Origin of the sequence: Sphingomonas sp. MMS24-J45 (assembly GCF_044881195.1) — a bacterium.
In the GTDB taxonomy this organism is placed as follows: Bacteria; Pseudomonadota; Alphaproteobacteria; order Sphingomonadales; family Sphingomonadaceae; genus Sphingomonas.
This window is the reverse complement of sequence record NZ_CP173255.1, coordinates 3,541,817-3,555,861: the sequence shown is the minus strand read 5'-3', so window position 1 is coordinate 3,555,861 and position 14,045 is coordinate 3,541,817. Positions and strand designations below refer to the sequence as shown.

Sequence of the window (14,045 nt, the reverse complement as noted above, 5' to 3'; positions counted from 1 at the left end):
TATTGCATCGGCAATGCACCTGCTCGATGGCAGGGGGACAATCAGTGCGCAGGATTGGAATGGCGCTCGCGGCGGCGCTGATCGCGTCGGGCGCGGGCGCACAGACGGCCAAGCCGCAGCCGGATTTCACGACGCGCCTCGATGCGGCACGTACGAGCCTGACCGTCGATGCCGCCGGGTTGCATGGGGCGGGCGCGGCGGTCCTCGCCAAGGCGCTGTCGGAATTGCGCTACGTCTTGATCGGTGAGGATCACCTCTCCCGCGAGATCCCGCTGTTCAGCACTGGCGTCTGCCGCCTGATGGCTCCCGGCGGGTTCGATGCCTTCGCGGTCGAGATCGGCCCCGAGGCGGCGGTCGTGGTCAACGCCGCGCTGCGCCGCCCGGACCGGGCTAGCCGCATCGCCGCTTTTGCCAAGAGCCATCCCGATGCCTTCGCCTTCCAGAACGGCGCGGATGAAAGCGCGATGGCGGCAGAGTGCGCGCGGGCGGCCGGTCCGCGTTTCCAGATCTGGGGGCTCGATCAGGAGTTCTTCGGCGCGCCGGGCTATCTGTTCGAACAGATATTGGCCGCAAAGCCGGGGCCAGTCGCCCGCACCGCGATCTTGAAGCTCGCCGCATCCGATCGCGCCGCCACTGCAAAGGCGTTGCAGTCAGGGTCGCCGGGCGACCTCTTCCTCTTCCACGTGTCCGACCAGCAGATGGCCGATGCCGCGAAAGCGATCGCGCGCGACGGTGGTCGCCGCGTCACCGAGCTCTTCGACGGGTTGGCGGAAACACGTGCGATCTACCGCGGACAGAACACCGACGGCTTCGCGTCCTACGGCCAGCGCGCGCGGCTGATGAAGCGGACCTTGATGCGCTACTTGGCGAAGCGGCCGGGCTCCCCGCGGCTGCTCTTCAAGTTCGGTGACGTCCACATGGCCAAAGGCATCAATGCGCTCGGTCAACGAGATGTCGGCAATTTCGTCGCCGAACGCGCCGACGCGGAGGGGGCTACTTCGCTGCACATCGCGGTGTACGGCGCGAAGGGCGTGCACGCGCTCTACGGCGGAGTCGGCCGACCGGCGCGGACCGAGCCGTTCGTGATGGCCGAGGATGCCGACTATGCCTGGCTCAAGGATGCGCTGGCGCTCCGCGATGCCGCCGGGGCGAGCGGGCAGTGGATGCTCGTCGATCTGCGACCGCTGCGCGCGAAGCCGCCAACGGGAATGCCCGCAGCGTGGAAGCGGATGACCAATGCCTACGATATGCTGGTAGTCGCCCCCGAACTCACGCCATCGGTGCTGCTCGGCGCGCAGTGACGTCCGCGTGGGTTAGCGATTGCCGCCAATCAGATCGCCCAACCCGCCGAGCACAGATCCCTCGCCACGATTCTGCCCCGCGCCGCCCGCGGTGGAGATAATCCGTCCCGCGAGACGCGCGAAGGGCAGCGACTGGATCCACACATGCCCCGGCCCGCGCAGACGTGCGAAAAACACCCCTTCGCCACCGAACACCATGCTGCGCACGCCCCCCGCCGAGACCAGATCGAAGTCCACGCTCGGGGTGTAAGCGGCAAGGCAGCCGGTATCGACGTGCAACTCCTCACCCGCCTTCAACTCGCGTTCGACCACGGTGCCGCCCATCTGCACGAACACCCATCCATCGCCGTCGAGCCGCTGCATGATAAAGCCTTCGCCGCCGAACAGCCCGGTCATCACGCGACGCTGAAACTGGATGCCGATCGACACGCCCTTTGCTGCCGCGAGGAAGGCGTCCTTCTGGCAGATCAACGTCCCGCCATAATCGCCAAGCTTGAGCGGCAGGATCGCCCCCGGCGTCGGCGCGGCAAAGGCAACGCGCGCCTTGCCGCTGCCGTTATGCGTGAAGACGGTGGTGAACAGGCTCTCGCCGGTGACGAGCCGTTTCCCAGCGCCAAGCAACTTGCCCATGAAACCGCCGTCTTGGCCCCCGCTGCCGTCGCCGAACACGGTGGTCATACCGATGCTGGCATCCTTCCACACGAATGCACCAGCCTCAGCCACCGCGCTCTCGCCGGGATCGAGCTCGATCTCGACGAATTGCAGTTCCTGGCCCTTGATCTCGAAATCGACGTCGTCGGCAACGCCGGCGCTGCGGCTATGCTGCCAGGGGCTTTGCGGGGGCATGTGTCTCTCCACGGCTGGTTTATGCGCGGCGACGATATCCCAAAGTGCTACCCGCGCCCAAGCACTTCATACGCCATCACCGCCGTCGCCACCGCTGCATTTAGGCTGTCGGCCTTGCCCAGCATCGGGATCTTCACGAGCAGATCGCACTCGGCGGCATAGGCATCGGGCATCCCCTGCGCTTCATTGCCGGTCAGCAGAAAGGTCGGCGCGGCATAGGTCGCGGCGCGGTAATTGGTGTCGGTATCCAGGCTCAGCCCGACCAATTGTCCCCGCCCGCCGCGCAGCCATGCGAGGAACTCCGCCCAGTCGCACTGCACCACCGGCACCGTGAAGAGCGCCCCCATGCTCGCGCGCACCGCCTCCACCGAGAAGGGATCGACGCATTCGCCGATCAGGATCAATCCGCCCGCGCCAACCGCATCGCCGGTGCGAAGGATCGTGCCGAGATTGCCGGGATCGCGCAGCCGCTCGGCCACCAGCCAGATGCCGGCGCTGTTCCGATCGAGACTCTCGAGCGTCCGCGTAAATTCGGCGAACACGCCCACCACCGCCTGCGGATTGTCCTTGCCCGACAGCTTGGACAGGATGTCGGGTACCGTCTCGATCACCTCGCCGCCCGCCGCTTCGACCGCCGCGACCAGCGCCTGCACCAGCGGATGCGCCGCACTGTCGCGCGCGAAGAACAGAAATTCCGGAATCCGCCCTGCCTCGCGTGCCTCGGTCAGGATGCGAAGGCCCTCCGCGAGGAACAGACCTTCCTCACGGCGGTGCCGCTTCTCGCGCAGGGAACGGATACGCTTGATCAGCGGGTTGGAATAAGCGGTGATTTCGCGCGGCATGGCGCGTGATAGCTAGGCTGGGGCCGCGCCGGAAGCCCGAACTGGCCGGAACAGCCCTTTCCACAGCAGCAGGGCCGAAATCAGCGACACCAGCAGCCCAACCGGCAGGATTTCCATCATCGACATCGGCAGCCGGTACAGGATGCTGCCATCATATTGCTCGGCGAAGCTAGTCATCTCCGCCGTCAGCTTGGCGAACGCATCGGGCGCCATGCCGCGCGCCTTGGCCTGGGCGATCGCGCTGGCCGCATAACTGTGGCCGAAGCGGATGTGGCCGATCGCCAGCGCCGCATCCCAGCACAAGGCGTAGATCAGGCTGGCGACAACCGAGATCGCCGCGCCCAGCCCGAACGCCGGCCAGAACCGGATCACTCCGCCGCCCACCACGTCCCGCTGCCGCTTGATCGCGACGAAGATCGTGCTGAGCGCGACCAGCATGATGAGATAGCCGAGCGCCATCCCCAAGCCGCCGATGCTGTGGTCGCCGACGCCAAGCGCCGTCAGCGAGACCGCGCCGCCCGCGATCAGCCCCGCCGTCGCGCCATGACCCAGGATTTTCCGTACCATCGATTCGCTCCCCAATGCGGATTAACCGCTCGAACCAGCCGGTGTTTGCCGTGTGCCACAATCACCCAAAGGGGTGATTTGACCGATTTCCCCCGATCGGCACGCCAGCTTCACCGCACGATGCCCAGGGTGCGGGCCTTGTTGATCGCCTCGGTCCGCCGATTCGCGTCGAGCTTTTCGAACAGCCGCGCCACGTGCGTTTTGACGGTGTTGGGGGAAACCTGCAGCGTGCGCGCGATCTCCTTGTTCGATTGCCCCGCTGCCAGCGCCTCCAGCACGCACAACTCACGCGGCGAAATGCCGAGCGCGACCACCGCCTGCGGGTTGCCGTCAAAGGGGAGGGGCGGCGTCCGCCCGATCACGCGCGCGCCGATGAACACTCCGGCGCCCAGAAAGCCCAGCGCGACCACGAGGAGATAGATATCGTCGGTGCGCGTCAGCACCAACCGCCGGTAATCGAGCCATTGCAGCACGAGCGCGCTTGCCGCCAGCACCAGTCCGTAGAGCAGTGCGCGACGCAACATCGGGTCAATCTTCCCCGAATTTCGCCTCGACCAACGCCGACAGCGCTCCCACCACCGCTTCCGCATGTTCGCCTTGGGCGGAGATGGTGATCGTGTCGCCCATCGCCGCGCCCAGCATCATCAGACCCATGATCGACGTGCCCGTCACCGAGCCCGCGCCGTCTTTCTCGACCTGCACTTCACACGGTTGCGTGGCCGCGAGGGTGACGAATTTGGCGCTGGCGCGCGCGTGCAGCCCGCGCTTGTTCGTGATCTGCACGGCGCGGGAGACCGACATCAGGCCGCCGCCTCGCCCAGCACTTCGGAGGCGACCGAAATATATTTCCGCCCCGCCTCACGCGCCGCGGCCACGGCATCGACGATCTTCATCTTCTTCCGCGCCGACTCGAGCCGGATAAGCATCGGCAAGTTGATGCCCGCAATCACCTCGATCCGCCCGCGCTCCATCAGCGAAATCGCCAGATTGGAGGGCGTGCCGCCAAACAGATCCGTCAGCAGGATCACGCCGCGCCCGCCGTCGACCTGTGCAATCGCGGCGGCAATGTCGTTGCGACGCGCCTCCATATCATCCTCTGGGCCGATATTGACCGTCGCCACCGCGTCCTGCTTGCCGACGACATGCTCCATCGCGGTAACGAACTCGTCGGCCAATCGACCATGCGTCACGAGAACCAGCCCGATCATCGTTTGGCCCACATCATGTAGCTTGCGCCCCATCGTCATCTGTCTTGTTGGTTGTCCCGTCCTGCACCCCCTCCAGCGAGTCCTGGGGTGCGGCGGCGAGATCGCGGTGCGCGACCGTGGGGGAAAATCCCGCGTCGCGCAACCGCGCTGCGACGCGTTCCGTGACATGCACCGAACGATGTCTCCCCCCGGTACAGCCGAACGCGATCGTGACATAGGATTTTCCCTCCGCCCGGTAGCGCGGGAGCAACAGCAAAAGCAGCGACTTCGATCTGCCCGACCGCCGCGTCATAAGCGGGGTCGCCCGCGATATAGGCGGAAACATCGGCGTCGAGCCCGGTGCCGGGCCGCAATTCAGGCACCCAATGCGGATTGCGGAGGAACCGCATGTCGAACACCAGGTCGGCATTGCGCGGAACGCCGCGTGAAAAACCGAACGAGTTTACCGAAAGCGTCGGCTTGCCCAGCCCCTCGCCCGAAAAGGTCGCACGAATCTGCTGCGCCAGTTCGTTCGCGGTCAGGTCGGTCGTATCGATCAGCCGGTTCGCCCAGCGTCGCAGCGGGCTCAGCAATTCGCGTTCGCGCGCGATCCCGTCGGCCGCGGGCCGGTCGAGCGCGAGCGGATGCCGCCGCCGCGTCTCTGAATAGCGCCGCTCCAATTCGCCGCCCGCGCAATCAAGGAACAGCGTGCCGACGTCGTGCCCGTGCTGCTCGCGCAACTGCTTGATCCGCTGCACGATGCGGTCGGGATCGAAATCGCGGGTACGCGCACCGATTCCGAGTGCCAGCGGTTGGGTGGCGTGCGCTGCCCCCTCCGGCAGCGGCGCGCTCAACAGCCGGTCGAGCAGCAGCAGCGGGAGATTGTCGACCACCTCCCAGCCGAGATCCTCGAGCGTGCGCAGCACGGTCGACTTGCCCGCGCCGGACATGCCGGTAACCAGCAGGATGTCTTTAGGGTCGCGCTTCATGATCCCGTTGTAGCGCCCCGGAGCGCCAATTCCACCTTGATCGGCGCAGAGACTTCAAAGGCGTCGAGCGCCACAGCGGGCAGGGCGATGCCCGCGACGATGCGGGTGACGTTCTCCGGCGGCATCCGCTCGACCGGTTCACCCAGTATAACGACGAGCGCAATCGCCACGTCGCCAACCGCGGCGACCTCCACAATACCCAGTCCGCGCACCTCGATCTTGCCCGCGATCGTCACCGGGGCGACCGCGATCAGATTGCCGTCCTCCACGCGCACTTCGGTCTGATCGTCGCTGATCAGCACGGCCCCCCGATCGATCAGGCGCAGCGCAAGGTCCGATTTGCCTGCGCCCGACGGTCCGGTGAGCAGCACCGCGCGGCCATCGATCGCGACCGAAGTCGCGTGCAGACGCACCGCCGTCACCGCAGATCTCCGGTTGGCATGCGGATCACGAAGCGCGCGCCCTCGGCACCGTCCGTGCGACCTGCCGCGAAGATGGTCCCCTGGTGTGCCTCCACGATCGTCCGCGCGATGGCGAGGCCCAGGCCCGAATGCTTGCCGAACGCTTCACCCTCCGGGCGCAACGACTGGAAGCGCCGGAACACTTGCTCGCGTGCATCGTGCGGGACACCCGGTCCCTGATCTTCGATCGCCACAGACACGATGTCGTGCTCGCGCGTCGCACTCAGCACGATCAGGCCGTCATCGGGCGAGAAGGAAATCGCGTTCTCGATCAGATTTTCGACCACCCGCTCCAACCGCGCACCTTCGCCTGCCACGATCAGCGGCAGCTCGGTGCGCCGTAAGAACTGCAGCCGTACCCCGCGCTCGACGCCACGCGCCTCGCGGCTCTCGATCAGTGCAGCGATCATCGCGCCGAGGTCGACCGGTTCGAACTTGGTGCGGCTCAGCTGGGCGTCGAGGCGCGATGCCTCGGCAATGTCGGTAATCAGCCGGTCGAGCCGCTGCACATCATCGCGCACGATCGCGAGGAGGCGAGCCTGGAGTTCGGGGTCCTTGACCGTCGTCATCCCCTCGACCGCCGACCGCAGCGAGGCGAGGGGGTTCTTCATCTCATGGGTGACATCCGCGGCAAACGCCTCGATCGCGTCGATCCGCGCGCGCAGCGCCAAACTCATATCGGACAGCGCCCGCGCCAGCATCCCGATTTCGTCGCGCCGTTCGGGCAAGCGCGGCACGACCACTTCGCGCGCCCGGCCGACGCGCACTCGCACCGCTGCCCGCGCCAGCTTGCGCAGCGGCCTCACGATCGTGCGCGCCAGGAACAATGACAGCAGCACCGATGCCATCGATACGACGAGCAGCACCACGCCCAACCGGAAGCGTTCCAGTCGCACCGTTTGCGTGATCTCGCGTGCGTTGATCGTCGTCATCACCACCCCGCCGCCGCGAAACGGGGCGGCGGCGGTGATCACCGGCGTACGGTCGGGGGCGCGCCACACGGTCGCCGCGACGGTCGGGGTGTCGCGCGCTTCGCGGACGTCGGGCCAGTCATGCCCCTCGAAATGTTCACGATACAGCGGTCCACGCGGGGTCCCCACGACGGTATCGATCACCGCGTCGAGGAAGCGGGCGGAGGACTGCCGCCAATCCTGCTTGTCGGGATCCTGCAGCACGACGTTGCGCAGGCCCAGCCGACGCGTGTCGATTACAGGCTTGCCCGCCGGATCGTACACGCGGACCCTTGCCCCAGTGTCCTTCGCCAGCCGCAGCGCAAGGTCGGGGCGTTGCCGCTCGGATACCGATGCGAGCGATTCGGCAATTAACCGCGCCTCGCGAATCGATTGTGTCACCCGCCCGTCGACGATCCGGCTGCGATACGAATCGAGATAGAAGAACCCGCCCGCCAGCAGACCCAGCGCGAACACGTTTACGAACAGAATGCGCGGCGTCAGCGATACGCGAGCCGACCACCGCAGCGACAGCGCGCGGGCGTCCTCGTCGCCGCGGTCCATCACGTCGGCGCTTCCGTCACTCCTCGGAGAATTGATACCCGGCTCCATACAGCGTCTCTATGGCATCGAATGCCGGGTCGATCTGCCGGAACTTGCGGCGGACGCGTTTGATGTGGCTGTCTATGGTGCGGTCGTCGACGTAAATGTCGTCGTGATAGGCCGCATCCATCAACTGGTTGCGGGTCTTCACGATGCCGGGGCGTTGCGCCAGCGTCTCCAGGATCAGGAATTCGGTGACCGTCAGCACGACCGTCGCACCGTTCCACGTGACGCGGTGCCGCGCGGTATCCATTGCGAGCCGCCCGCGCACCAACTCGGTATCGGCCGCCGCCTCGTCCGCTCCGGCGCCGCCCGCCGAAACCTCGGTCCGGCGCAGGATCGCACGGATTCGCGCGATCAGCAGACGCTGCGAAAACGGCTTCGCGATATAATCGTCCGCGCCCATCGCCAGTCCGAGCGCCTCGTCGAGCTCATCGTCTTTCGATGTGAGGAAGATCACCGGGATCATGCTCTTCTCGCGCAGGCGCCGCAGCAGTTCCAGGCCGTCCATCCGCGGCATCTTGATGTCGAGAATCGCAATGTCGGACGGATTGTCGATCAACGCCTTCAGTGCCGTCTCACCATCCGAATAGAGCCGCGTGACGAATCCCTCCGCCTGCAGCGCGATCGATACAGACGTCAGAATGTTGCGGTCATCATCGACCAAAGCGATCGTTGCCGTCATCGGCCGGGGCAATCCTTATCGTTCGTAACTCCGGCCTAATCCATTACGCCTGCACGCTCAATGGAAGCTGAACGAGGAGGTTTGACCGGGGGACAGACGCCCGATATGCGCGAAGCATACGTATGCGCGGCCCAAACGACCCGCGCGACAATTCAGGAGAGATCTTGCCGTGAGTGAACGCATTCCCACCGCCGGCCTTGAAGCCCAAGGCATCGAAACCCGCGCCAATCTGCACTGGAATCTCGTTACCGCCCGCCTAATCCAGGCGGCGATCGCTCGCGGTGAAGGCAAATTGTCGGCCGACGGCCCGCTCGTCGTCGAAACCGGCGCCCATACCGGCCGTTCGGCGCAGGACAAATTCATTGTCCGCGATGCCGAAACCGAGAGCACGGTGTGGTGGGGCAAGACCAACAAGGCGATGTCGCCGGAGCATTTTGCTGTCCTGAAGGCGGATTTTTTGTCCGCGCTGAAGGACAAGGAAGACCTGTTCGTACAGGATCTGTTCGGCGGGTCGCAGCCCGAGCACCGCGTCAACGTGCGCGTCGTCAACGAGCTCGCCTGGCACAACAGCTTCATCCGCACGATGCTGGTGCGCCCGACCGAGGCCGAACTGCGCGGCTTCGTGCCCGATTACACGATCATCGATTTGCCGAGCTTCCGCGCCGACCCCGCGCGCCACGGCTGCCGCAGTGAAACCGTGATCGCGGTCAATTTCACCGATCGGCTGATCCTGATCGGCGGCACCAAATATGCCGGCGAAATGAAGAAGTCGGTGTTCAGCCTGCTTAACTATCTGCTGCCGCCCACGGGCGTGATGCCGATGCACTGCTCGGCCAACATGGGCCCGGACGGCGACACCGCCGTGTTCTTCGGCCTCTCGGGCACCGGCAAGACCACGCTCAGCGCCGATGCCAGCCGCACGCTGATCGGCGATGACGAGCATGGCTGGTCCGACACGGCGGTCTTCAATTTCGAGGGCGGCTGCTATGCCAAGATGATCCGCCTGTCGCCCGATGCCGAGCCGGAAATCTTCGCCACGACCAAGCGCTTCGGCACCATCCTGGAAAACGTGGTCATGGACCCGGTCACGCGCCAGCTTGATCTTGATGACGCGAGCCTCGCGGAGAACAGCCGCGGCGCGTACCCGATCGACTTCATTCCCAATGCGTCCGAGCACAATATGGGCCCGGTCCCGCGCAACATGATCTTCCTGACGGCGGACGCCTACGGCATCCTGCCGCCGATCTCGAAGCTGACGCCCGAGCAGGCGATGTATCACTTCCTCTCGGGATACACCGCGCGCGTCGCGGGCACCGAGATCGGCGTGACCGAACCCGATGCGACCTTCTCGACCTGCTTCGGCGCGCCGTTCATGGCGCGGCATCCGTCGGTCTATGGCAATCTGCTGAAGGAGCGGATCGCCAAGGGCGGCGTCGATTGCTGGCTGGTCAACACCGGCTGGACCGGCGGCAAATATGGCGTCGGCCGCCGGATGCCGATCAAGGATACGCGCGCGTTGCTCAATGCAGCGCTCGACGGCAGCCTGAAGACTGCAGAATTCCGCACCGATCCGAACTTCGGCTTCAAGGTGCCGGTGGCGGTGCCGGGCGTCGACCCGACCATCCTCGACCCGCGCGAGACCTGGGCTGACAAGGCGGCGTACGATGCGACCGCCGCGAAGCTGGTCGACCAGTTCGTCGAGAATTTCGCGCAATTCGCGGACCATGTCGACGAGGGCGTGCGGCAATCCGCGCCGAAGGTTCACGCAACGGCCTGACCCGGTTTCGCTCGGGGTCGGGCACATCTACACCGACCCCGAGGAAACCGTCCGATGTCCGACCCTGAAACCCCGACTGCACCCCGTCTTTTCCCAGACGATGCCGCTATCCATCGCATCGGGGAGGGACTGCTAGACCGCAGCTTGCCCCGCGCCGACTGGACGCATGAAGCGCACCTCGCTGCGACGACATGGCTGTTGCGGGACCGCCGCGATATCGACGTGGACGCCACAATCGCCACGATCATCTCGACCTATAACAAAGCCGTCGGCGGCGTGAACGATGATACCGGCGGCTATCACGACACGATCACCCGCGCCTTCGTCGCCGGCATCCGCGCGCATCTCGCGGCGCGCGATCCAAGCGAACCGATCGTGGGAAGCGTCAACGCGCTGCTCGAATCCCCCGCGGGACAGCGCGACTGGCCGCTCCGCTTCTACAGCAGCGCCCTGCTCTTCTCGGTCGCCGCGCGGCGCGGTTTCGTGCCGCCCGATCTCGCGCCCCTTCCCGCGGCGTGCTAGCCTCAAACCCGCACGTTCACCGTATGGGAATTTAGACGATGGGATTGCTCGAAAGACTGCTCGCTCAAGTCACTGAAAATGTCGACGTAACGAACCTTGCCGCAAAAGTCGGCCTGACGCCCGAACAGATCGAATTGGCGGTCAGCGCGCTCGCTCAGGCGCACACCGCGCCGACCGACACCGTCACCACCGCAGCCGCCAGTACCGGCCTGTCGGCGGAAACGCTGCAGCAGATCGTCGCGCATATCGGCGGCGAAGGGGCGCTCGGCAATTTCGCGTCGCTGCTCGGCCAGCAGGATGGCGTACTGGGTCAACTCGGCGGCCTCGCAGAGAGTTTCTTCGGCAAGAAGTAACTTGATCGGGAGCGTCATGCGGGTTCCACCTGCAGGACGCTCCCACTTGCGATCACGTCGGATGGACCGTGGTCGCAGTGCGCCCAGCGCCTTAACGCAGCGATGTTGCGACCATATTGTGACTTTATGAGCGCCAAAAATACCAAGGCGCACTGCGTTGCAAAGGCATCTGTCCCTCACTTTTCGCACTGCACAACGCGGGCCTGCCGCACCCCTAGCGCCAAACCGAGGCGGCGGTTACATGGACCGCCACGACTTGCTTCCCAGCAGGACACGGCACTCATGGACATTCGCCTCGGCCTCACTTTCGACGATGTTCTGCTGGTCCCGGCGGAAAGCGATATCGTGCCGAGCCAGACCAACACCGCGACGCGCGTGACGCGCGGGATCACGCTCGACATTCCGATCCTGTCCTCGGCGATGGATACCGTGACCGAGGCCGACATGGCGATCGTCATGGCGCAGTTGGGCGGCATCGGCGTGCTCCACCGCAATCTCGAGATCGACGAACAGGTTGCCGCCGTCCGTGCGGTGAAGCGCTTCGAAAGCGGCATGGTCGTAAACCCGATTACGATCACGCCCTCCGCCACGCTGGCGGAGGCGCAAGCGCTGATGTTGCGCAACCGGATCAGCGGAATCCCGGTGGTCGAGGCGGACGGCAAGCTCGTCGGCATCCTCACGAACCGCGACGTGCGCTTCGCCGAGAACCCCAATCAGCCGGTCTCCGAGCTGATGACGCATGAGAACCTCGCGACCGTCTCCGCAGGGGTCGGCAAGGAGGAAGCACGCCGCTTGCTGCACCAACGCCGGATCGAAAAGCTGATCGTCGTCGACGAGGCGTATCGCTGCGTCGGACTGATCACCGTGAAGGACATCGAAAAGGCGGTGACCTATCCCAACGCGACCAAGGACGGCGCGGGCCGTCTGCGCGTCGCGGCGGCGACCACCGTCGGCGACAAGGGCTTTGCGCGGACCGAGGCTTTGGTCGATGCCGAGCTCGATCTGGTCGTGATCGACACCGCGCACGGCCACAATCGCGACGTGGCGCGCGCGGTCGAGCGGGTGAAGAAGCTCAGCAATTCGGTGCAGGTCATCGCCGGCAACGTCGCCACTGCCGAGGCGACCCGCGCGCTGATCGATGCGGGGGCGGACGGGATCAAGGTCGGCATTGGGCCGGGCTCGATCTGCACGACGCGTGTTGTCGCGGGCGTCGGCGTACCGCAGCTCACCGCCGTGATGGACTGCGCAGAAATCGGTTTGAAGGCGGGCGTACCGGTCATCGCCGACGGCGGCCTGCGCACCTCGGGCGATCTCGCCAAGGCGCTCGCGGCGGGTGCGTCGGCGTGCATGATCGGTTCGTTGCTCGCGGGGACCGAGGAAGCGCCGGGCGAGACCTTCCTGTTCCAGGGCCGCGCTTACAAGTCTTATCGTGGCATGGGCTCAGTCGGGGCGATGGGTCGCGGGTCGGCGGACCGTTACTTCCAGGGCGATATCAAGGACCAGTTGAAGCTGGTGCCCGAAGGCATTGAGGGCCAGGTGGCGTTCAAGGGGCCGGCCAAGGACGTGATCCACCAACTGGTCGGCGGCATCCGCGCCGCGATGGGCTATACCGGATCGGCCACGATCGAGGCGCTTCAGGAACGCGCGCGGTTCGTGCAGATCACCGGTGCCGGGCTCAAGGAAAGCCATGTGCATGACGTGGACATCACCCGCGAGGCACCGAATTATCCCACGAGATAATTTCCCCATCGCGGGCTGAAACGGCTAGGGCAGCGCGCTATGACCCCTTCCGCCAGAACCCAGGCCGCGATCGAATTGCTCGATCAGATCATCGATGCCGCACGCGATTCCGGCGCAGCCGCCGATACGCTAATCGCCCGCTATTTCGCGACGCGCCGCTATGCCGGGTCGAAGGACCGCCGCGCGGTGCGCGACCTCGTCTACGCCGCGATTCGCGCGGTAGGCGAGCGTCCCGCGTCGGGCCGCGCCGCCATGCTCGCGGTTGCCGCCACCGATCCCGACCTCGCCGCAACCTTCGACGGCATCGGCCACGGCCCAGCGCCGATCGGCACGAAAGAAGCCGCAGCCGCAACCGGGATAGCGCCGCGCTGGATCCTCGATCGGCTGTACGGTTCCGATCTCGACGAGGCGGAGTGCGCCGCCTTGATCGGCCGCGCCCCGCTCGATGTGCGGATCAACCGGATGATCGACGAGCCGATCGAGATCGACGGGGCCGAGCCGATCCCCGGCCTGCCTGACGGGCTCCGCCTGCCGACCGGTACCAATGTCGAGAATCTGCCCGCTTACAATCACGGTGCGATCGAAGTGCAGGACGCCGGGAGCCAGATCGTGACGCTCGCCGCCAAAGCCCAGCGCGGCCAGCGGATCGTCGATCTGTGTGCGGGCGCGGGCGGCAAGACGCTCGCGCTGGCGGCGGTGATGGAGGGGCAGGGCGAGGTGCTGGCAACCGATACCGATCGCAACCGGCTCGCGCGGCTCGCGCCCCGCGCAGAACGGGCGCGGGCGGGTATCATTGAAAGCCGCCTCCTCAATCCGGGTCGCGAACTCGAAATGCTCGATGATTGGACCGGCAGTGCCGACACCGTGCTGATCGACGCGCCCTGTTCGGGCACTGGCACGTGGCGACGCAACCCGGAGGCGCGCTGGCGGCTCACGCCCGAGCGGATCGAGCGACTGGTCGAGACGCAGCGCAAGGTGCTCGAAGTCGGCGCGGCGCTGGTCAGACCTGGCGGGGCGCTGGTCTATATCGTCTGCTCGCTGCTGGATGAGGAAGGGGCGGGTCAGGTCGCCGCCTTCCTCGCCGCCAATCCCGGATGGCGGGCCCAGGCACTCGACCTGCCGGCGGGACGCGCCCACGGCCCCGGCATCCGCCTGACCCCGGCGCATGACGCGACCGACGGCTTTTTTGTCGCGCGACTGCACCACGCGTGATAGCCTGACG

At 66.0% G+C, this 14,045-nt stretch carries 15 protein-coding genes and 1 pseudogene; 6 read left to right on the top strand and 10 right to left on the bottom strand.

Translation table 11 applies throughout. The annotated features are described in order from the left end of the window. Nucleotides 1–44: 44 nt before the first annotated feature. Nucleotides 45–1,301: a hypothetical protein gene (locus tag AB5I39_RS17120; RefSeq protein ID WP_404369610.1), complete on the top strand. Its 1,257-nt coding sequence runs from the start codon at nt 45–47 to the stop codon at nt 1,299–1,301. A 12-nt stretch (nt 1,302–1,313) separates the two neighbouring features. Here the strand turns inward: AB5I39_RS17120 and AB5I39_RS17115 are convergent, their stop codons facing one another. The 10 genes and pseudogenes from AB5I39_RS17115 to AB5I39_RS17070 form a co-directional block, all read right to left on the bottom strand. Next, entirely contained in the window at nt 1,314–2,147 is an 834-nt protein-coding gene (locus AB5I39_RS17115) for an AIM24 family protein (RefSeq protein WP_404369608.1), read from the bottom strand. A gap of 47 nt (nt 2,148–2,194) precedes the next feature. Next, nucleotides 2,195–2,989, bottom strand: coding sequence for a TrmH family RNA methyltransferase (locus tag AB5I39_RS17110; RefSeq protein ID WP_404369606.1), 795 nt, complete (start codon nt 2,987–2,989; stop codon nt 2,195–2,197). A 12-nt stretch (nt 2,990–3,001) separates the two neighbouring features. Beyond that, a complete protein-coding gene (locus AB5I39_RS17105; protein ID WP_404369604.1) occupies nt 3,002–3,556 on the bottom strand; it encodes a DUF4199 domain-containing protein in 555 nt (184 codons plus the stop codon). A gap of 110 nt (nt 3,557–3,666) precedes the next feature. Beyond that, a complete protein-coding gene (locus AB5I39_RS17100; protein ID WP_404369602.1) occupies nt 3,667–4,080 on the bottom strand; it encodes a response regulator transcription factor in 414 nt (137 codons plus the stop codon). Nucleotides 4,081–4,084: 4 nt separating this feature from the next. Then, the gene (locus tag AB5I39_RS17095; RefSeq protein ID WP_404369601.1) at nt 4,085–4,357 is read right to left on the bottom strand and encodes an HPr family phosphocarrier protein; all 273 of its coding nucleotides are present in this window, start codon (nt 4,355–4,357) and stop codon (nt 4,085–4,087) included. Then, a complete protein-coding gene (locus AB5I39_RS17090; protein WP_404369599.1) occupies nt 4,357–4,764 on the bottom strand; it encodes a PTS sugar transporter subunit IIA in 408 nt (135 codons plus the stop codon). Before AB5I39_RS17090 ends, AB5I39_RS17095 begins: the two co-directional genes overlap by 1 nt. Nucleotides 4,765–4,777: 13 nt before the next feature. Next, a pseudogene (gene rapZ, locus AB5I39_RS17085) lies at nt 4,778–5,732 on the bottom strand (RNase adapter RapZ). Beyond that, the gene (locus AB5I39_RS17080; protein WP_404369597.1) at nt 5,729–6,154 is read right to left on the bottom strand and encodes an HPr kinase/phosphorylase; all 426 of its coding nucleotides are present in this window, start codon (nt 6,152–6,154) and stop codon (nt 5,729–5,731) included. The pseudogene rapZ and the gene AB5I39_RS17080 overlap by 4 nt, the downstream one beginning before the upstream one ends. Further along, nucleotides 6,151–7,755: an ATP-binding protein gene (locus AB5I39_RS17075; RefSeq protein WP_404369595.1), complete on the bottom strand. Its 1,605-nt coding sequence runs from the start codon at nt 7,753–7,755 to the stop codon at nt 6,151–6,153. Before AB5I39_RS17075 ends, AB5I39_RS17080 begins: the two co-directional genes overlap by 4 nt. Next, a complete protein-coding gene (locus tag AB5I39_RS17070; RefSeq protein ID WP_404369594.1) occupies nt 7,724–8,431 on the bottom strand; it encodes a response regulator in 708 nt (235 codons plus the stop codon). Before AB5I39_RS17070 ends, AB5I39_RS17075 begins: the two co-directional genes overlap by 32 nt. 169 nt (nt 8,432–8,600) lie before the next feature. Here AB5I39_RS17070 and AB5I39_RS17065 point away from each other — a divergent pair, with 169 nt between their 5' ends. The 5 genes from AB5I39_RS17065 to AB5I39_RS17045 all read left to right on the top strand — a co-directional run bounded on the left by AB5I39_RS17065 (nt 8,601) and on the right by AB5I39_RS17045 (nt 14,035). Then, a complete protein-coding gene (locus tag AB5I39_RS17065; protein WP_404369593.1) occupies nt 8,601–10,208 on the top strand; it encodes a phosphoenolpyruvate carboxykinase in 1,608 nt (535 codons plus the stop codon). 54 nt (nt 10,209–10,262) lie between these two features. Further along, a complete protein-coding gene (locus AB5I39_RS17060; protein WP_404369591.1) occupies nt 10,263–10,730 on the top strand; it encodes a hypothetical protein in 468 nt (155 codons plus the stop codon). Between the two features lie 38 nt (nt 10,731–10,768). Continuing rightward, nucleotides 10,769–11,083, top strand: a complete 315-nt coding sequence (locus AB5I39_RS17055) for a hypothetical protein (RefSeq protein ID WP_404369590.1) — start codon at nt 10,769–10,771, stop codon at nt 11,081–11,083. A gap of 282 nt (nt 11,084–11,365) precedes the next feature. Next, entirely contained in the window at nt 11,366–12,823 is a 1,458-nt protein-coding gene (gene guaB, locus AB5I39_RS17050) for an IMP dehydrogenase (protein WP_404369588.1), read from the top strand. A 39-nt stretch (nt 12,824–12,862) separates the two neighbouring features. Next, nucleotides 12,863–14,035, top strand: coding sequence for an RsmB/NOP family class I SAM-dependent RNA methyltransferase (locus tag AB5I39_RS17045; protein ID WP_404369586.1), 1,173 nt, complete (start codon nt 12,863–12,865; stop codon nt 14,033–14,035). Nucleotides 14,036–14,045: the final 10 nt, after the last annotated feature.